The organism is Solibacillus sp. FSL K6-1554, from assembly GCF_038005185.1.
GTDB lineage: Bacteria > Bacillota > Bacilli > Bacillales_A > Planococcaceae > Solibacillus > Solibacillus silvestris.
Window position 1 is genome coordinate 3,091,282 of the sequence record NZ_JBBOSS010000001.1, and the last position, 20,067, is coordinate 3,111,348.

A 20,067-nucleotide genomic window follows, 5' to 3' on the forward strand; every position below is an offset into this window, starting at 1 on the left:
ATAACTCTAAAATCTGTTGGTAGCCAAATTCAATGAGCAATAAATTGTTTCCATTTACTCTTTTAATTCATAGACATTAGTTATCCGAATAGAATATTTCTGTTGCACATTATTATTATTGATAAGTTTTCCTTCATATAGTAATGTACCTTGTTCAATATCAAAAATCTTGAGTACAAAATCATTATTCACTTCTGTCATGACGTAGAATTTTCCGTTTAGTGCTATTGTGCTGTTAAGTTCAGGATATAACATTTTTACAGGATACGGTTCAGTAATCGGTTCAAGCCATCGCTGCTGTCCGATATTATATCTGTAAATGACTATTTCCTCTTTTGTTGAATAGGCGATAACTAAATAATTATCATCCACCTCAATACTTTGCAGGTTCTGATCTAAACCTTCCGGTAACTGAATATCTGTTATTTCATTCGTTTCCGTATTTAACGCACTGAACTGATGTGAAATCAGATCTTGTTCAGGACTATTCAAATCAAAAGAATTTATAGAATAGACATGGTATTTTTCATGACTTAAATATGAATACGAATTATAGGAATCAATACTTTTTCTTGTCGCTTCATCCGTTGTTGCTTCTTCAAGTAAAGTTTCACTCAGCAACTGCTGTTTTTTCATATCAATAATTACATGATACAGTTTTTCGCTTGCGTCATTATCAACTTGCTTTGCAATAAGTTTAAGCTCATTATCAACAACCGTAATGTCACTGTAAAAAACCCAGTTATATCTATTTTTCAGCTGTGACTCGATAGTAAATGAAGTTTTCTCATCCTTCACTTTATCCAGTACATCAATTTCATAACTGTACGGGTTCCCTTCTTTTACCTTCCAGCCTTCTTCAGGTTCCTTCACATAAATAAGCTTCGTATCATCCTCAAAAAAGTTATTTGCAATTAATGCTTTACCGCGCATAAAGCTTTTATGTTCATCTATAAGTCTTTGAAACATTATCGGCTCTCTAAGGTTATGGGTAGAATCGATTAATGTGGATTCATCTTTACTAATAAGAAGTGAATTGTAGCCTATCCCATATTCATAACTTGTTTCGAACATCAATGAATCTATATATTTATCATCACCTGAAATTTTTTCGAATGTAAAATCGTACTCTTTGGTTTTTGCGTTCACTACTTGTATATAGTGCACTGTAAATGTTACAACGATTATTCCGGCAATTAATAGAAGTTGCCAATATTTTTTCATGTCATTCCCCTCCTCTACACATTAATCTTTCGTTTTAATAAATAATCTGCCAAATAAATCGCAAGGGCAGTTGTTAAAATACTGAACCCAGTCACTAGTAAATAAATTTCATTCATATAAAAATAATCGGTAATCGTTTGAATGATTACTGGAACCATTACAAGGACTACTGAAATTACACTATAGATTAATGCCAGGAAAATCCCTTTAAGATGATAGCTGCGTTCAAGTAAAATAGAGGTGAAAATTATTGCAACAGCTGTAATGCCAATTACATAATAGAAAACAAATAACAACGGTGATTGTGGATACAATAAATTCAGTATTTCAGTAGAATAAATATAAATTACACTTTCATCCATCCACAATTGGTCAGGTACTATTTGTTGAGTAATTTGATCCACAACTTCCAGTAAGACGATTTGCATTCCTGTTAAACCGAAAACAAAAAGCAAAATAGTAGTCAATTTGGCAAAATACACATTTCTGCGTGCTGTAGGAAGCATGAGCAAACGATAAATAACCGATGATTTCCCTAACCAGTCACGGTACCAAATAAAAAATACATAAATCATAATTAACGCTGCTGCAAATACAACGGATAGTATGAAGTATTCCGAAAATAAAAAGTTCTGCAGTGAATACGGACCATAGTTTTGTATATAGTCGCTAACTGTCATATGGTCACGCAGCATCGTTGTTTCCGCATTGCTTACATAATGTAAAGACGTGATAATGGCACCAAAAATTTGGGCTGCTACTAACGCAATTATTAAAGCTAGAAAGAGTTTGCTGAATCGTTTCACTTCAAAATTGACGAGCTTTATATAATGATTCACCCGACATACACCTCCCGCATTACATCTACTACAGATTTGCCTTCTGTTTCCCGCATTTGTTCTACATTCATTTCTCTTAATACACGCCCGTCTCCAATGAGCACCGCCTTGTCAATTAAATGTTCAATATCATTAATTTCATGTGTTGTAATAATGACGCCGCGGTTTTCGATTAAATGACTCGTAAAGACATTCGCAATTTGTTCTCTTGAAAAGATATCAATTCCGGAAAATGGCTCATCCATTAGTATGTAGTCTACATCCAATGCCAAGCCAAGCAGTAAATTGACTTTTGCCGTGTTCCCTTTTGACAAGCTTGAAATTTTATCGCTCGGATCCAGTTGAAAAAAGGCGAGAAGTTCAATTGCCCGCTGTTCATTCCACACTTTATAAAAATCGGCCATAAACTCGAAGCTTTGTGCAATTGTATAGTTTGGCGACATTGTCAGACGGTCTGGGATATACGTAATTTTTTCGTACATATCTTTGCTGATTTTTTTGCCATCGATTAAAATTTCGCCACGGTCAATCGGAGTGAGCGCCATGATTGATTTCATAATGGTCGTTTTTCCGGCACCATTAATTCCGATCAGGCATGTAATTTCCCCTTTTTCTGCAGTAAAGCTCATATCTTTCAATACTTGCTTTCTTTTGTATTTTTTAGAGACATTTTTTACTTCAATCACGCTGCTCCGCCTCCTCATACTGTTTCTGTACGAGCTCCATTATTTCAGGAAGTGGTGCATTGATTGATTTTATCGAACTGATAAATACTTGCACCGCTTCACTGATTAATTCTTCTCGTACACTTTTCAGTACCGTTTCATCTTTCGTAATGCAACTCGGCATATTTCCTTCTGTATAAATCAATTTCTGCTCCTCCATTTCCTTAAAGGCACGCTGCACTGTATTCGGGTTGATTTTGAGCTGATTGGCCAATTCCCGTCTAGATGGGATGACATGCCCTGGCGCAAACGAACCTTTTGCAATTTGTTCCTTAAAATGACGGATTACCTGCACGTATACAGGATCCCGGTTATTGAATTTCACATCCACCTTGTTCAGCTCCTTTCGTGTATTATTCACTTAGTACACTATCCGCAAAAAAATCCTTTGAATTGTACTCTGTACTAACCGCTTAATACAGTACGCATAAAAAAATGTATTAAGCACTTCATACACCCAATAAGTGTATTATGTGGTTAATACATTTTTTTGTCAATATTATTTTTTAAAGGTAATCATTTACAGATGTTTTTGGATAATCCGATTTAATCCATTCATGGTCATTCGAAAGTTTTTCATCGCTTATGAGGAAATATTGATAATGGACACGATCTCCCTGATCCGGAACCGGGTCATTCCATGTAATATCGAGGTGATACCACTGTCCATCTACTTTCACTAAATTCCAGGCATGTGGTCCGCCTGCATTACCGACAACATATTTCGCTTCGATACCGAGCGCTTCAAACATTAATAAGGCTGCTAATGCATATCCTTCACAGACACCTTCCCCATTCATTAAAACAGAATAAGGGGTATGCGGATTTGCTTTACTGTTCAGGTTGTACTCAGTATGCACGACTAAATAATCATTCACAAATTTTACTTTATCGGATTCCGTTGCGTTCTCCGGAATTGTACTTATAATCTGATCGATTTTCCCAAGCACTATGGCGTTTTGTTCTGCTGTTAAATCATAGTTTACCGTTGCATGCCATTCGACTTTATTGCCAAAGTATTTGGCACGAGTTGAGAACTCGCCCATGACCGCCCATAAATACGGTTCATTTACTTCCAGCCATGCAAATACTTCATCTATTGTCGTTTCAAAATCGGACACATCCCCTTCATAGTACACCGTAAACTGATGTTCAAACTGCGACATATGATGGGCGATTGCCTGCCCTAACTGCTCGACATTGGTCACTGCCTTCGGTAAATCTTTTACGTCATAAACCGGAACAACTTTCTTATTTGCCAAATCTTGAAAATTAAAGCTTTGCAGTTTATTTTCACCTTGCATAAAAGTTGTCACGATCTGATCGATTTTATCTTCCAAGTTAACATTCAGTTTTAATTGAATGTCTTGGTCAACTGTCGGCAATGTCAATGAAGAGGCTTTTACTTCGTCTTTCAAAATTCCGCCTGAAAGAATTGTTGCAATTAGAAAAAGACATGTAAATAACCCTTTTGAATAGGTTAATGCGCTTGCATACAGTTTTGTGAAAGGATTTCTCGTCATACGATTTAATTCCGTATTTGCTTTCAGTTCAAATTTATCTCGGTCTCTGGAGGCAAATAATCGATTTGGTTTTAAAGTCGCGTTATTATAAACACTTTTATATACGTCAAATAGCTGTTGCTTATTGCCTTTTGCCAATTTAATTTGTTTGAAATTCTTCCTGATCCCTTTTCGTATTCTGCTCCGAATATATAATTGTACGGTAAAGGAACGAAACAGCTTTATAAAAATTACTAGGACGATTAGAAAAATGATTGAAAAAATAATTAAATTACTCATATTACCCCCTACTAATTTTACTTATTTCTATATTACTTAATTATAGTTTCAAATGATAAATAATATGCATGACATTCTCATAAATAGTCCTTGTACTATCTATTTTCCTCACCCGTTATTTATAGATTAGCTTTATGGTAAATGAATTTTCCGAAAACAATTTACTTCCACTACACAAAAGTGTAAAATTACACTAATAGAGTATCATTACTTTTATTGAAAGAGGTGATTGTGTGGAAAGAGATTCAGAGATGCTGGAACGGATTGCGGCTTTGGAACAGGAAGTACGTTCATTAAAAACAGAAGTACAGCATTTAAAACAGCATGTGAAAATAGAGCATGTTGTACCTGTTAAAAAAGAACAAGTAAAACCTTTTGTACGAGAAAAAATATCTGTACCGAATACGGTTGCTGTTCCTAGAGAAGACCCTATTCCCGTAAAGGAAAAGCGGTCACTAGAAGATTTGTTTACTCGGGCATTACCGCGAATTTTTACGGTCATTTTAGTGCTCGGTGTTCTTTGGGGATTGAAACTCGTTAGTGATTACGGCTTTTTATCAGATAGCGTCAAAATTATTGCCGGCTTTGCATTATCGATCGGCCTTGGCGCATGTGCCTATTATATGGAGAAAAAGGAAAAAGGGTCGCGGGTTGTCGCGTTATCGCTTTACGGTGGTGTCTTCATTGTCGGGATTTTAACTACTGCTGCAGGGGCCATTTTATATGATGTTCTTAGTTTATATGTGGCTCTGATTTTTGCACTGCTTTACATTGTTTATGGGGTGTTCATCAGCTTTATTAAAGGAAATGAAGCATTGACAGTACTCGTTGTCTTTACGTCATTATTACTGCCTTATTTACTGGAATACATGCAATTCAGCGGAATCATTATCGGCATTTTCATCGTGCTGCTGTTCGCAGTTCTACAAATCGTTATTTGGAAGCATACACAGCGAAAAGCACTTTATATCGGGACCATTTTTTCAGTTTTAGCACTGGCGGTTGTTTCAATATTCCACGATGAACGACTCGTATTTTTTGCATTTGCGATCATTGCCGTTTTTAGTCTATTTCTCGTAAGTTTCTTACGGTTGTATTCTAGTAATAGTAAAGTCCATGCTAGTTTACTATTTACTTTTACTGTCATTGTATTGTCACTGGTAAACGGCATTCTTTCTCGTGAACAGACCCCGTTACTAATCGCTCTTATTTTGTTCTTAACGATTGTAGCTGGTGCATTATACATCGTATATAAACGTACGGACCGACTGTTGATCGATATGTTCGGGACGTTATCGGCTATTGTACTGCTGAATATTATTACACAGCTTAATATTTCAAGTGAAATGACGCTGCTACTGATGATTGTCGTAACTTTTGGCGGACTGGTTGTTGCGGTAAAGCATGCGATATTATTTATGAAATGGGTTAAGGGCATTACGTTTACTGTACTCTCCTTTTTCGTTTTAATGTTTTATGAAGTGGAGCCATTTTTCTCACTGAAGCATTTAAACATTGTTCTAGTCATCGCGATGCTAATCGGTCTTTATAAAGTGCTGCTTCTGTATAAAGGTACACCGGTTGAAGAGAAGAAGAGACTTTTCAAACTTGAAGATATCTACCCTTCTCTATTGTATTTAGTCGGTCTTCTTTATATTTGGAAACTGGACTGGGCGTATATGCCGCAGCATTATACAACGTTTTTAGCTTTCAGTGTGATCGCATTTGCCTTTGCCGCAGTTTTGATTATCAAACGTGATATTGCCGGTCAACTTCTCCCATGGCTTGCTGCCGGGGTTTTCGGAATTGCGGGACTTGTTTTACTTTCTACGGTATGGGTTGATGATCGCACCGTTATTGTTTCCCTTATCGTTCGCATTTTATATTTTGCCATCCTGTGGGCAATTATTGCAGATTCTTGGGAACAAGGGTGGATTTATAAAAACTACAAAACGTTTTTCAGCCGTTATACAGAGCAGCTGACAATTGCCAGTATGATTATTTCGATTATTTGGATCTTCAGTATAACGAACTTCATGAATTTCCATGATCTCATCAATTGGAGTTCGGCGGTTATTCTAAATACCGTGTTCATTTTCATCTTCGCTTGTCTCGCACTGTTCCTTGCAGCGAGACGAAATTATAGCAATCTGAAGATGGTCGGTATTGGCTTATTGTTTTTCGGAATTATTAAGATGATATTCTTTGACTTATCCGAACTCGACATTTTAATCCGTTCGATTTCATTCATCATAATCGGTGCAATCGGACTGGTCATTTCAAACAAGCTACTCGGAAAAGAAAAAGAAAAATAATTGTTCATTGAATGTAGTCTAGGTGATTTTGCTTAGGCTACTTTTTTTCATTTCTATCCATCGAAATGAAAATAGTATTATGTTATATTTAGTGTATTATTACACGAGGTGATTCGATGGATCGAGATTTTATCATTCAAATAACATCGGAAAGTTTGAAACTTATCCGAACGGAAAATAATTACACGCAAGATAAAATGGCCGAAATTTTAGGCATTTCGAAAAAGACGCTCGTACAGATCGAGAAAGAGCGTACTTATGCAAACTGGACAACGACGATTGCGATCTGTGCCCTCTTCCGTCATAGCGAAACATTACAAAACCGTATTGGCGGCGACCCGATGGAAGTCATTGAACTTACCGCACATAATGTCATCATTACCCCACGTGAAAAAACAATGGGCGGTTATGTTTGGTGGAAGAACATCGACGAATTTAAACACCACCGACTTCAGCAAAATCTTTTAAGCAAGCATTACCGCATTTTAGATGACGAAAATTATCGAATCATTAGTACGTTTGATGAAGATGTCGTAATGGAAAAATGGCAAGCAATAAAATCTATTGTTTAATTAAAATGACGAGTAAATAAACGGTCCTGCTGAGTGAATTTCCCCTGTCAGCAGGACATATTAATTTAACCCCTCTTTTTTTTCATACGCTAACAAATATCTCCTAAAAGAAATAAAATAATTGTACAGTTATTCTCTTACCCTTTTGTGCATTTTAACGAAAAATTTATATAAGCTAGACAATTTGATGTTTTTTTAACTTTTTTAATAATAAACATTGAAAATTACCTTAATTCAGAATATTATTATCTATAAATATTATGAACTTTGTTCACTATATTAATAATTCAAGTCATTTCAATGGGGATTGGGGACTTTTAGGGGGAATGCATATGAAGAAAATTAACGTAGCACAAGTTATTGCAGACAGTAAATTTAACCGCTTTCATTTCAGCTTATTGGCATGGTGTTTTCTCATTATTTTATTTGATGGGTATGATTTAGTGGTCTATGGTACAGTTGTCCCTGTACTAATCGAGGAATGGGGATTGACGACAGTTCAAGCCGGAGCAATTGGCAGTTATGGTTTGTTCGGTATGATGTTTGGTGCGATCATTTTAGGGATTTTAGCAGACCGTATTGGCCGAAAAAAAGTTACCGCGATTTCGATCGTATTATTTAGCTTATTTACAGTCCTATGTGGCTTTACAACAAATGTATTGTTATTTTCAATTTTCCGCTTTTTCGCTGGGTTGGGCCTCGGTGGCATTATGCCGAATGTCATCGCATTATTGACAGATTATTCACCTAAAAAAATGCGTAGTATGGTCGTTTCCATCGTATTATGCGGCTATTCTGTCGGCGGGATGTTAGCCCCTATTCTAGGTATCTTAATTATGCCAAGCTTAGGCTGGGAGTCGATTTTTTGGGTGGCCGGAATTCCACTGCTATTATTACCATTGATGTATAAAAAGCTGCCGGAATCAGCAGTTTACCTTGCTAGAAGGGGAAAGACAGAAGAGTTATTCAAAAATCTACGAAAAGTAGATCCGAATATAACATTTGACGGAACGGAAGAGCTCGAACATATTCCGGTTGATAATTCCAAAGTTCCTGTTGTCGGATTATTTAATAATAAACGTGGTTTAAGTACGGTCATGTTTTGGACAGCGTTTTTCTCATGTCTTCTAATGGTTTATGGATTAAACACATGGTTGCCAAAGCTCATGATTGAAGCGGGCTATGGGTTGAACTCGAGCTTAGGCTTCCTCATTACACTTCAAGGTGGTGCAATGGTCGGTACGATTATTATCGCCCGGTTATGTGATAAATACGGTTCAAAGAAAATGCTCGTTCCGATGTATGCCTCTGGTGCAATCGCTTTAACACTTCTAGGGTTTGGCGGTAATACATTTTACATTTATGTGTTAGTTGCTGTCGCTGGTGCTGCAACAATCGGTGCTCAAAATATTGTACAAGCATACGTTTCACAGTACTACCCGCCAAATATCCGTTCCACTGCATTAGGGATGGCATCCGGGATTGGGCGTATGGGCGGCATGATGGGTCCCCTTCTAGGCGGGTTCCTATTATCGATTGCATTGCCGATTGAAATGAACTTCATCGCATTTGCCATTCCGGGTTTAGTTGCTGCGATTGCTTTAACATTCGTTTCGGATAAACGCTCATATGTAAATATGCAAAATCGCGTGTCTTCAGAAAATGTTACCGCAACTAAAGCGACCTTATCCGAAGCTGCCGATTAACCGAAATTGAACGAGAAGGGCTGGGACAGAAGTAGAAATTTCATAAGCTAAGGAGAAAAACCTTATTAAGAAACGGATATTTTATAAAATTGATTGGAATGGAGGGCGAGTGTAGCTGACGGCTACGCCTTTCGCTACAAGCAAGCTTCCTGCGGGAATAGCGTGACGCCTGAGACTAGGAACAAAAGCTAAGAACGCCACGTCCTGTGGCAACGCTTTTGTGACCAACATCCTGTTGGCCTCACACCCGCGGAAAGCGTCCCGAAATGGAAATCAATTTTACGCTCAGCAAAAAAATGCCATTTTTCTCTAAGAGAAAAATGGCATTTTTGGGTTATGTCCCACCCTCTCTTTGCGCTTTACTGCTATAGAATGTCGTGACCTGTGCTTAAGCTATTTAATATAAATAAACTTCCCCACGTTGAAAATAAACTTCGAATTTCGGGTATTATTTAAAAAACAACTCTTTTAAGGATGTGTGCATAATGTGGCAGGAAATTTATGCGGATTTACATATACATATTGGTCGTACTTATAAAGGTCGGGCAGTAAAAATAACAGGAAGCAAAAACTTGACGCTGACAAATATTTTGGAAACCGCTACTTCGAGAAAAGGATTGGATTTAATCGGCATTATTGATTGTCATTCGCCAGAAGTAATCGAAGAAGTGGAACATCTTCTTCTAGAACAAAAAGCAACAGAATTAGCTGAAGGCGGAATTCGTTATAAAAAGACGACGCTCATTTTAGGAACGGAAATCGAGATTTACGATGCCAACTGCCATGGGCCAATCCATGTTCTTTGCTATATACCGACACTTACTAAGATGAAACAGTTTTCAAATTGGCTCCGGCTTCACCAGAAGAACATCCATCTAAGCACACAGCGTACGCGATGTGATGGACACACTTTGCAGCAAAAAGTCCATGAACTTGGCGGCCTTTTTATTCCGGCGCACGTATTTACCCCGTTTAAAAGCCTTTTCGGCAGAGGGGTTAAAAGTAGTTTAACGGAAGTATTTGATCCAAACCTCATTGATGGAATTGAACTCGGATTAAGTTCTGATACGATGATGGTCAAAGGGATTAGTGAATTGGCCCCTTATAGCTTTGTAACAAATTCGGATGCGCATTCTTTAGGAAAGCTTGCCCGTGAATATCAGAAAATCCAGGTACAGGATGTTAATTTTGAAGAGCTGAGAAAAGCGCTCCATAAGATGGAAGGCAGACAAATCATAGCTAATTACGGACTTAATCCCCTACTTGGAAAGTATCACGAAACGGTATGTGCCAACTGCGGCGAACAATTAATAGAGGAAGGTCATAGCCGCTGCCCTCATTGCGGAAAGGAACAGTTGATCAAAGGCGTTGCAAAAAGAATTGTAGAATTAACGGATAACCCGCAGCTGGAAATCAGCAGACCTCCGTATATTCACCAAGTTCCGCTCGATTTTATTCCGGGTATTGGCGCTAAAACAATTGAAAAGATGTTGGATGCATTCGGCACCGAGATGAATATTTTACATGAAGCATCATTTGAGGAACTAAAAAGCGTCATTCCTGAAAAACTTGCAGTCCTCATCGATTTATCAAGAAAAGGACAAATTGCCATTACAGGAGGCGGCGGCGGAGTATATGGAAAGATTGATACGAATTAAAAGATTCTTTTTAATTAAAAATCGTGATTCTTTCTGCTTTTTCAATCATCATATTCGTACAGTCTACTAAATTATAGTATACTTAGATGATAGAAATTTTATATAAAGGCAGGGTAGGAACACACAATGAATAAAAAACGTAAATGGGGCATTGGCTTCAAAATAACGAGTGGGTATATTATTCTCATAATATGTTTAATCGTTTCGGCGCTTGTCTTAAATAACCAAATAACAAGTTTACAATCAGAACGAAACGGCGTCATTAAATATGATTCCCAAATGCGCATGATGTCAAATAATCTAGAACGTCAAATTCTTAATATGGAATCCTCCTTACAACGTTATTTAATTACAGATGACGAAACTCATCTTGATAAATTTAATGAAGAACTCGCAACATGGGAAGCTTCTTATGAAGAACTAAGCACAATTGTACGAGACTTTTCAAGCGGCCAAGAGCAGTTGGAAGTGATACACAGCGGTATCGAAGATTGGATCAATAATATTGGACAGCCTTTATTGAACGCGATACTTGCTAATAATAATGAAGAAATACTTTCGACGTTTGATGGAATGCAAAGCAGTGTGGCAATCAGTGATTTACAGCAAAAGTTCACTGCATTCCGTACTTTTGAAACAGACGCAATTCAAGTAAAAGTTGCGGAGCTTAATGACCAAAATACGGCGTTAACATATAGCCTTTTTGGAATTTTAACATTAATCGCGACGGCTACAATTATCATCTTCACAATTATTTCTCGTAATATCGCAGGGTCGATTAACGAAGTAACCGATGCTATCCAAGATATGAATGCATCAGACGGGAAAGTACGGAAGCGAATTACTGCTAAGACGAACGATGAAGTGAAAGATCTCGTACTGGCAACAAATTCACTTCTAACCACATTGGAGAACCGTCAATGGTTCCAAACAAACTTGGCCGAGGTTGTAACAGCCTACCAAGGTGTCGATACACTCGATGAATTAGGTGAAGTACTGCTGAACTCGTTGACGACACGTACACATTCGGTATATGGCGCATTTTATATTCAAGATATCCGCAATAAAAACAAATTCAATAAGATTGCTGCCTTTGCGGAAACTGGCGACAATGTCGGACGTGAAAGTTTTGAAGTTGGACAAGGCTTCATTGGACAGAGTGTGAAGGAAAAACGGATTTTAAGCTATGATAATAAAGATAATAGCTTCCACTACTTAGAAACAGCACTTGGTAATATTCCAATTTCAAATGGTATTATTGTGCCAGTATTTTTCGGGCAGGAAGTCGTAGCGGTTTTTGAATTAGCTTCACTAAAACCATATAGCCAACTGCATCGTGACCTAATTAAAGAAGTCGTTGTACATTTAGGCGTAACGATTAACAGCATCATCGGTCGTATGGAAGTCATTCGTCTTTTAAATGAATCACAGGCGATGACGGAAGAATTGCAAGTTCAGTCAGAAGAGCTACAAACACAATCTGAAGAACTGAAAATGCAAACAGAAGAACTGACAACAATTAATGAACGTTTAGAAGAACGTACACGTGACGCGGAACAGAAAACACATGAGCTGGAAAAAGTACAAGTTGAGCTGAGACAAAGTGCAGAACAGCTTCGTCAAAGTTCGAATTACAAATCCGAGTTCCTGGCGAATATGTCGCATGAATTGCGAACACCGCTTAACAGTATTTTAATCTTGTCTGAAATGCTCGCGGAAAACCATGAAAACCATCTATCTGATGATGAGCTCGAATACGCAAAAGTCATCCATGATTCAGGTGAAGATTTACTGAACCTGATTAATGACATTCTCGACTTATCAAAAGTGGAAGCCGGAAAAATGGATTTATGGTTCAGAGAGATGGATGTATATGAAATACCACAGCATATTCAAAATTTATTTATGCCGATAGCCAATCAAAAAGGTCTGGAATTATCGGTGGATGTCGCAAATGATCTTGCGGAAATCTTCCATACCGATGTGAAACGATTCCATCAAGTATTAAATAACCTGCTTTCCAATGCGTTGAAGTTTACAGAGGAAGGTTCGGTAACAGTGAAAGTGGATCGAGCACGTATTACACCGGCCATGAGACAGTTAAGCGACACATGGATTACGGTAAGTGTGACAGATACCGGTATCGGTATTCCGAAAAACAAGCAAAATATTGTATTTGAGTCGTTCCAGCAAGCGGACGGTGCTACTGTTCGTAAATATGGCGGAACAGGATTAGGCTTATCAATTTGCCGTGAAGTAACAAAACTTCTTGGCGGCTGGATTACTTTATCAAGTACTGAAGGTCAAGGTAGTACATTTACTGTTTACTTGCCAAGCTTACCTGATGGAAATGCTGCCCAAACGAACATTGCTGTACAGGAGGCTGTTTATACAGATGCTGCTCCGGCAATGGGTGTATCAAAGTCAATATTTGATGAAAAGCATATTTTGATTGTTGATGATGATTACCGTAATATTTACGCATTGCGCCAGGCATTGGAACATAAAGGTGTTCATATTCTAGAGGCGTCAAACGGCGTGGAATGTCTGAACATTTTACAGACGGCGACACGTGTTGATGCTGTATTGATGGATATTATGATGCCTGAAATGGACGGATATGAAACAATGGAGCGTATCCGCAAAGATTTACAATTACATGAGCTGCCGATTATTGCATTAACAGCAAAAGCGATGAAGCAAGACCAAGATCGTGCATTTGAAGCAGGGGCTTCCGATTATATTAGTAAGCCTTTAAACTTGGAACAACTATTCTCCGTACTAACGGTATGGCTCACAAGTGGGGAACGTTTACGAAATGTATAGAAAGAAGTTAGAAGTCCGCTTATTATTGGAAGCGGTATACTCATTATCAGGATTTGATTTCCGAAAGTATAATCAACAATCAATATTGCGACGGATAGAACATCGGATGCGGATTAACAATTTTTCATCAATATCACAATTAACCGAATCGATTATTTACGATAAAGATGCACTAAAAGTATTACTGAATGATTTCTCGATTAATGTGACAGAAATGTTCCGGGACCCCTCTTTCTTTAGGGCGTTCCGGGAAGAAATCGTTCCTAAGTTGAAGCAGCTTGATAAAATCCGGGTATGGCATGCAGGCTGCGCAACGGGTGAAGAAGTTTATTCCATGGCCATTCTGCTGCAGGAGGAAGGCTTGCTGGACCGCACGATGATGTATGCGACTGACATGAATGAAGATGTGCTGGAAAAAGCACAGCTTGGGGCCTTCCCTCTTCATAAAATGCAAGCCTATACGAAAAATTATATTTTAGCAGGCGGAAGAGAAAGCTTTTCCCAGTATTATAAAACGGATGACAGCTTTGCCTCTTTTCATCCATACTTAAGCGAAAACATCATGTTTGCCCAGCATAATCTGGCAACGGATAAATCGTTTCAGGAATTTGATATTATCATTTGCCGTAATGTGCTCATCTATTTTACACCGGATCTGCAGCATGAAGTACACCATCTCTTTTACGATAGCTTAGCAATAAACGGATATTTGGGTTTAGGCGATAAAGAAACATTGCAATTTACGCCGCTCGTTTCCAAATACCGTACCATTAACGCAACAGAGCGAATCTATCAAAAGAGGTTGTAGTAAGTACTTTTAGTTACTCAATATATAGGAATCGAAATAAAAATGGCACATCTTTTACGGATGTGCCATTTTTTATTTCGTATTAAATTATTTCTACATAGCAAAAACTCAATTTTTCTGTGAGAGAAAAATTGAGTTTTTATATTTAAAGACTTATTAATTAATCTAGTTTCCTTAACTATTGGCGCGCAATAATAATACACACATATCATCCGGCTGATTATGTTGCAGTTCACCCTTCAACAAGTAGTCAATCGGTGAAATGTCCGTCGACCAGTGGCTACTCGCAATTTTACATAGCTCTTTTTCAGATTCCAGATCACACGGACCCATTGCTTCCAGAACACCATCTGTAAAGAGGACAATTTGGATAGAAGAATTATATGGTATAACTGCTTTTTCAATTTTGATATCTTCCACAAATCCTACCGCATAGCTCGTCGACGTAATCGGTACTGTCTTTTCCCCATCAACTAGTGCATACCCTTTCGGATGCCCAGCATTTACGTATTCCACGGTTTTTTGCTTCGTATCGATAATAAAATACACACCAGTGAAATAGTACAATATATTTTCTTTTTCATTTTGCAGTAAATTCATATAACGATTCAATTCTGAAATAACACGCTTAGGGTCTGTCAGCTTCTTAATTGCCTCACGCAAAACAGATGAAATATACATACAAACAAGCGATGCGGACACACCATGCCCCATCATATCCAATAACATGACAGCATAGCGATCTTCATCAAGCTTGTCCCAATAGTACAAGTCTCCTGCCAAATTCGATGAAGGTAAATAAGAAGCCGTAATCGAGATATCCGGTTCATGAACAGGTGGACTTAATAGACTTTGTTGGACACGGGCTGCCAGATCCAACTCACTTTGAATAATCTTTTCCTGATTCGTATGCCAGTCCAGTTCTGATTTCAACCGTTTCCCTACACGTATACGGGCTAATAATTCTATTCGATTAATAGGTTTCGTTATGTAATCAATGCCGCCAACGTCCAAGGCTTCCGACAGCTTCGACTTATCTTCAAGAGCGGTAACGAAAATCACCTGGATATCTTTCCATTGTGGATTTTGTTTTAATATACGACAAGCTTCAATTCCATCCATCTCCGGCATCATAACATCCAATAAAATAACATTAACGTCATAGCACTTAGGGGCATTGGATGGATCTAGGTAGTCAAACATTTCTTTTGCAGATTGTACGGAAACAAACTTCTCATAACCATCACTTTTCAATATTTTTTCAATAACAAAGAGGTTAACTTGGTTATCGTCTACAACAAGAATGGTCATTACATCAACTTCTCTCTACTTTTTTAGATAAAGCATAATTCATTGCCCGTTACACCTAATTATACAGAAAACGACAGGTAAATGAAATGAAGAGGCTTTTTTGTCGATATTTCAGTCTATAAGTCTCATTAACTTTGTTCTATGTATAATATTAAGTAAACGATAGACTTGTTCTGAAAGCTTCTACCTATCTCTTTTTCTGCATGAACGAGCAGTACTTTATACCGAACAATTTATATAATTATCCTCATATATGTTTCCCACAAAAGAGAGATGGGTAAACATATAAGTTATGTTTTTTTTGAGAAATATTGCATAAAGTATTCTTTAAAGGGAACATAGGAAAAGGATAGGATAAAAAATATTTTAGTTCATGCCTCTCCATATAATCTTATCTATTGCATTTACAAGAGTACCCATATTATGATGAGCATAATTTAAAGAAAAGGATTCGATTTGATGAAAGAAATTTTGCTTATTCTATTATTACAACTGCTCTATGTTCCTTTATTTACTCTGCGAACAATTTTTTTAGTTAAAAATATTACAACGCTCGCATCACTGATCGGAATTGTTGAAATGCTCATCTATGTGTTTGGTCTGTCTCTTGTTTTCAGCGGCGATCAAGGTTTTCTTGCAATGGTCGTGTATGCGGTCGGGTTTGGTCTAGGGATCATTATCGGGACGCGCATCGAGCAAAAGCTTGCGATTGGCTATATATATGTAACAATCAATACACAAATCCGCAACGAAGAACTGATACAAGTTATGCGAAATGAAGGGTTTGCGGTAACGACATACGTTGGTGAAGGCCGGGATAGTCAACGATACAAATATGAAATTTTAACGAAACGGAATCGTGAAAAGGAACTATTTATGCTTGTTCAGCATCATGAGCCATCAGCTTTTATAATTTCTTATGAACCGAAGTCGTTTAAAGGCGGTTTCTTAGTCAAACGAATGAAGCAACATAAGAAGCATAAATAAAAAAGTCCAATGAAGAAAGTGCAGTGTAGCGCTCCCCCTTCATTGGACTTTTCATTTTATTTCACTTTTTGAGCTGTCACTTTTTCCAGTTCCTGCCCTAAAAACTTAGCAAGCTGCAGCATTGCGTACTTTTCTTCTTTTGCCTCTGCATCCGAATTATAGTTCGTATTTGTATTGACATCATACGTAAATACTTCGCCTTTTGCATTGCGGATGAATTCAATGCCTGCTACATCAATTCCGCTGTCTTTCAGGAAATTCGCATAGTTTTCAAGCAGCTTTATTTCGTTGTTTTCAACAATTTCGAATTTTGCACGCTGCTCTTTCGGCTCTTCCCCTACCGGACAGAATAGATCGCCAATTTGGCATACATCTGCTGGACAAAGCTCGAACCCTTCGGATGTGTCCACTTGTACAGAGTAGAAATACTCGCCGCCAATAAATTCAACACGTGTAATATAAGATTCAGGTGACTCGATGTATTCCTGAATCAGCACAATGCCATCTACAGGCTCTTCATAATCCGGCTTCGCTAAATGCTCTTCCAATGCAGCGATCGAATAAAATAGCTGAACACCTAATCCTTTGCCTGCACGATTATGCTTCGTAATGAACGGTACGATATTCAATGCTTTTGCAGCTTCAACAACTTGCTGTTTCCCAACGGCAGCAATTGTTTTCGGTGTTTTGATTCCGTGCTTTTCCAGTGCTGTATACTGCTTCACTTTACTTAACTCTAAACGCAATGCATTACTGCCATTCAACACTTTTCTTCCGTGGAATTCCAGCCAGTCCAGCACTGCTCCTGTCAGTTCAGGTGCGTAACGGTGACCACGGGTATGTGAAGAGGCACTCATTCGATTATAAAATACACCTTCTGGAGGAGCCTCTGTTAAGTTAACAATCCCCTCGTCCAAATGCCATGATTCATACGGTAAGTTTAATTCTTCTAATCGATTTACTAAGTGACGCGTCCAATCATCATTTTCATGGATTACATAGATTTTTGCCATCTGCCATTCCTCCAATATTCATGCTTATGCTTTTACACAGAATTTTTCAACTTTAAAAATTATACTTTCATCATATATTAATTCATATGATATTAGTATGATTTATTATCGTGTAATTAATAAATTTTAGGCTGAAAATAATAAAAGAACTCCATAGCGTTAACTAAGGAGTTCTCTTAACGTGAATACTCTGCTACTTTATTGCGCCCTGCCTGTTTTGCTCCGATATACAATGCACGGTCGGCATTGCGTAAAAGCCCTTTCGTTTCATCCGTGTCATCCGGGACATTTGAAACACCGATACTCACTGTAATAAACACCAGCTCTTTCTGACCGGCTTCGGCTAAATCGGATTCAATTAAAAATGGTGTTACTTCTACACATTGACGAATTTCTTCACCTAATTGGACTGCCTCTTCCTTCGTCCTATGCGGTAAAAGCATGACAAATTCCTCTCCACCATACCTAGCTAAAACCGCTTCTTCCGGAACAAAGTTTTCTAGTAGCTTGGCAAAATTTTGAAGGATGATATTTCCCGCATGATGGCCATACGTATCATTAATCCGTTTAAAATAATCAATATCCATCATTAACAATGAAAATTGAAGATGAGGATTCGCCTTAATCCGCTCTTGCTCTACTACTAGCATTTTATCTAAATAATGATAATTATATAGACCTGTCAATGCACAAGTCTCACTTTTCTCAACTGCCGCGCTTAAGTATTTCGCTTTTTCCAGAGACACGGCAAAATACGTCGACAGTAAGTGAACGATATCCATCTGATACTTTTCAAATGCATTCTTTTTGCGTGCTGTTAAAATTAATGTTCCTTCCGTTTTTTGGTTACGGTGTATTGGAACAATCATGACACTATTCATATCATGCGGGAGGAAATCCGGCGCATTTTCTTCCCACTCTTTTGCACTTGAGAATACCTTTTTGTCTTCTGTTTGGAAGCAAATATGAATAAATGAATCGCGGATTGAATCTGAATCAGCCTGAATTTCGATATCTTTTCTATCTACTCTTGCACGCAAAATCACATATTTCCCTTGAATATTATCGACAAGATACATCGCATCATGTGCAAAGAGCTGACTCACCCGGTGCATAAACAGTTCAATAATTTGCTGGGCGCTTAATCTGTCTGCCAACTCATGACCAAATTCGCTTGCTTTACTGAGTGAAAAGTTGACCCGTTCCGAAATATTATACATTTTTGCAATAAATGTTATCGCAAAAAACGGAATGCCAAGCAGGAAAATGGCCGGCGCCCCAATTTCATTAATCAGGATAACTAATGTAATGGCAAACGGGATTGTAATGGTCGCACTGCCGTAATCCCATAATATATGTTCACTGAAAAACTTTTCGTTTTCACCTGTAAAGCGATCGCGTACATATAAAATCGTATGGTTGATAAACAAATGGAACCCGACAAATACCGTTCCGTAAAGCAGTAAATGCGTTAAATTCGAATTCCCTACTTCAAACCCCGCTAAATGAACAATGCCTGCAGCCAAAAACGACGTATAGGCAAACATCCAAGAAGTAAAGATGATTCGGTAAAACGCATCTTTATGGTTTCTCATCTGGTAAATAATCGGTAAAATACTTAATTGGACAATCAGCATTTCCGCCCCGACGCCGTACAGCAGAAAGGCTGCCAATGTGACCCATTGTGAAAGAATAATCGTCGTGTTTCCAATTTGAAATGGAATGGCTGTTGTGATGAGCGCGAATATCGATAAATACACAAAAATTTCCCAGTCGATCGGCTGATTTGGAAACAGAAGATATAGGCCGTACATGAGGGGTAGCCCAGTAGCTAACCAAAGCAATAATACGTTCTTTTTCGTTCTTTGATTAAATTCCATACTTGCCCCCTTCCCTTTTAACTGAAATGTCTGATAACAATTATTATATCATGTCTATTAAGGAATGTAGCATGTTTTACTTCCTAATTTTTTATTTCTATTATCCTAATATTTAGGGAATTTCTGGGTTTTTAGATATAGTATACTGTAAAATAATAACATAATATTACGATTATTCAATAAAATTATTTTATTTAGCCAAAAAATGTAAATTTTTTATTTTGATTGTTGGATTACTTTTTCTACACTATCCCATACACAGTTTTGTACGTTGTTCATAGCTTAATTCATCTAAAAAGCTTTGGGGTATAATGCCTTTATATGTAGTTCTCCAACTATCAACATGCACTTTTGCAATCCCCGGTGCATCGTCTCTATTTGCTTTTCGAATATTCATCCCA

Annotated in this window: 15 protein-coding genes and 1 pseudogene; 7 read left to right on the forward strand and 9 right to left on the reverse strand. The window is 37.7% G+C overall.

The window, feature by feature from the left end; genetic code table 11:
- Positions 1-54 precede the first annotated feature (54 nt).
- From MHB58_RS15485 to MHB58_RS15505, 5 genes are all read right to left on the reverse strand, one after another.
- Positions 55-1,224: a hypothetical protein gene (locus MHB58_RS15485; RefSeq protein ID WP_340735515.1), complete on the reverse strand. Its 1,170-nt coding sequence runs from the start codon at positions 1,222-1,224 to the stop codon at positions 55-57.
- 14 nt (positions 1,225-1,238) lie between these two features.
- Complete coding sequence (locus MHB58_RS15490; RefSeq protein ID WP_340735516.1) at positions 1,239-2,063, reverse strand: hypothetical protein; 825 nt, start codon at positions 2,061-2,063, stop codon at positions 1,239-1,241.
- On the reverse strand, positions 2,060-2,749 hold the full coding sequence (locus tag MHB58_RS15495; protein WP_340735517.1) for an ABC transporter ATP-binding protein: 690 nt from the start codon (positions 2,747-2,749) through the stop codon (positions 2,060-2,062). The genes MHB58_RS15490 and MHB58_RS15495 overlap by 4 nt, the downstream gene beginning before the upstream one ends.
- Entirely contained in the window at positions 2,742-3,119 is a 378-nt protein-coding gene (locus MHB58_RS15500; RefSeq protein ID WP_340735518.1) for a GntR family transcriptional regulator, read from the reverse strand. Before MHB58_RS15500 ends, MHB58_RS15495 begins: the two co-directional genes overlap by 8 nt.
- 175 nt (positions 3,120-3,294) lie before the next feature.
- On the reverse strand, positions 3,295-4,590 hold the full coding sequence (locus MHB58_RS15505; protein ID WP_340735519.1) for a transglutaminase domain-containing protein: 1,296 nt from the start codon (positions 4,588-4,590) through the stop codon (positions 3,295-3,297).
- A gap of 233 nt (positions 4,591-4,823) precedes the next feature.
- Between MHB58_RS15505 and MHB58_RS15510 the strand changes: the two genes are divergently transcribed.
- From MHB58_RS15510 to MHB58_RS15535, 6 genes are all read left to right on the forward strand, one after another.
- Positions 4,824-6,905, forward strand: a complete 2,082-nt coding sequence (locus tag MHB58_RS15510; RefSeq protein ID WP_340735520.1) for a DUF2339 domain-containing protein — start codon at positions 4,824-4,826, stop codon at positions 6,903-6,905.
- Positions 6,906-7,021: 116 nt separating this feature from the next.
- Positions 7,022-7,477 (forward strand): helix-turn-helix transcriptional regulator, encoded by a 456-nt coding sequence (locus MHB58_RS15515; RefSeq protein WP_065216888.1) that lies wholly within the window; start codon positions 7,022-7,024, stop codon positions 7,475-7,477.
- A gap of 332 nt (positions 7,478-7,809) precedes the next feature.
- Complete coding sequence (locus MHB58_RS15520; protein ID WP_340735521.1) at positions 7,810-9,183, forward strand: MFS transporter; 1,374 nt, start codon at positions 7,810-7,812, stop codon at positions 9,181-9,183.
- Between the two features lie 485 nt (positions 9,184-9,668).
- Positions 9,669-10,841, forward strand: a complete 1,173-nt coding sequence (locus tag MHB58_RS15525; RefSeq protein ID WP_339262903.1) for an endonuclease Q family protein — start codon at positions 9,669-9,671, stop codon at positions 10,839-10,841.
- Between the two features lie 126 nt (positions 10,842-10,967).
- Complete coding sequence (locus MHB58_RS15530; protein ID WP_340735522.1) at positions 10,968-13,667, forward strand: ATP-binding protein; 2,700 nt, start codon at positions 10,968-10,970, stop codon at positions 13,665-13,667.
- On the forward strand, positions 13,660-14,475 hold the full coding sequence (locus MHB58_RS15535) for a CheR family methyltransferase (RefSeq protein WP_340735523.1): 816 nt from the start codon (positions 13,660-13,662) through the stop codon (positions 14,473-14,475). The genes MHB58_RS15530 and MHB58_RS15535 overlap by 8 nt, the downstream gene beginning before the upstream one ends.
- 174 nt (positions 14,476-14,649) lie before the next feature.
- Here the strand turns inward: MHB58_RS15535 and MHB58_RS15540 are convergent, their stop codons facing one another.
- Positions 14,650-15,786, reverse strand: coding sequence for a SpoIIE family protein phosphatase (locus MHB58_RS15540; RefSeq protein ID WP_014822978.1), 1,137 nt, complete (start codon positions 15,784-15,786; stop codon positions 14,650-14,652).
- 459 nt (positions 15,787-16,245) lie between these two features.
- On the opposite strand from MHB58_RS15540, the gene MHB58_RS15545 reads away from it, so the two are divergent.
- The gene (locus tag MHB58_RS15545; protein WP_008406062.1) at positions 16,246-16,773 is read left to right on the forward strand and encodes a DUF2179 domain-containing protein; all 528 of its coding nucleotides are present in this window, start codon (positions 16,246-16,248) and stop codon (positions 16,771-16,773) included.
- Positions 16,774-16,829: 56 nt separating this feature from the next.
- Here the strand turns inward: MHB58_RS15545 and MHB58_RS15550 are convergent, their stop codons facing one another.
- From MHB58_RS15550 to MHB58_RS15560, 3 genes and pseudogenes are all read right to left on the reverse strand, one after another.
- Complete coding sequence (locus tag MHB58_RS15550) at positions 16,830-17,786, reverse strand: ATP-grasp domain-containing protein (RefSeq protein WP_340735524.1); 957 nt, start codon at positions 17,784-17,786, stop codon at positions 16,830-16,832.
- A 176-nt stretch (positions 17,787-17,962) separates the two neighbouring features.
- Entirely contained in the window at positions 17,963-19,666 is a 1,704-nt protein-coding gene (locus MHB58_RS15555; protein WP_340735525.1) for a sensor domain-containing diguanylate cyclase, read from the reverse strand.
- Between the two features lie 259 nt (positions 19,667-19,925).
- Positions 19,926-20,063: pseudogene (locus tag MHB58_RS15560) on the reverse strand (GNAT family N-acetyltransferase); the annotation flags it as partial.
- Positions 20,064-20,067: the final 4 nt, after the last annotated feature.

Bases quoted from the DNA above. Each gene is read 5' to 3' on its own strand.
- MHB58_RS15520 (WP_340735521.1), top strand. From the start codon at position 7,810: ATGAAGAAAATTAACGTAGCACAAGTTATTGCAGACAGTAAATTTAAC.
- MHB58_RS15555 (WP_340735525.1), bottom strand. From the start codon at position 19,666: ATGGAATTTAATCAAAGAACGAAAAAGAACGTATTATTGCTTTGGTTA.
- MHB58_RS15545 (WP_008406062.1), top strand. From the start codon at position 16,246: ATGAAAGAAATTTTGCTTATTCTATTATTACAACTGCTCTATGTTCCT.
- MHB58_RS15515 (WP_065216888.1), top strand. From the start codon at position 7,022: ATGGATCGAGATTTTATCATTCAAATAACATCGGAAAGTTTGAAACTT.
- MHB58_RS15540 (WP_014822978.1), bottom strand. From the start codon at position 15,786: ATGACCATTCTTGTTGTAGACGATAACCAAGTTAACCTCTTTGTTATT.
- MHB58_RS15530 (WP_340735522.1), top strand. From the start codon at position 10,968: ATGAATAAAAAACGTAAATGGGGCATTGGCTTCAAAATAACGAGTGGG.
- MHB58_RS15505 (WP_340735519.1), bottom strand. From the start codon at position 4,590: ATGAGTAATTTAATTATTTTTTCAATCATTTTTCTAATCGTCCTAGTA.
- MHB58_RS15485 (WP_340735515.1), bottom strand. From the start codon at position 1,224: ATGAAAAAATATTGGCAACTTCTATTAATTGCCGGAATAATCGTTGTA.
- MHB58_RS15550 (WP_340735524.1), bottom strand. From the start codon at position 17,786: ATGGCAAAAATCTATGTAATCCATGAAAATGATGATTGGACGCGTCAC.
- MHB58_RS15525 (WP_339262903.1), top strand. From the start codon at position 9,669: ATGTGGCAGGAAATTTATGCGGATTTACATATACATATTGGTCGTACT.
- MHB58_RS15535 (WP_340735523.1), top strand. From the start codon at position 13,660: ATGTATAGAAAGAAGTTAGAAGTCCGCTTATTATTGGAAGCGGTATAC.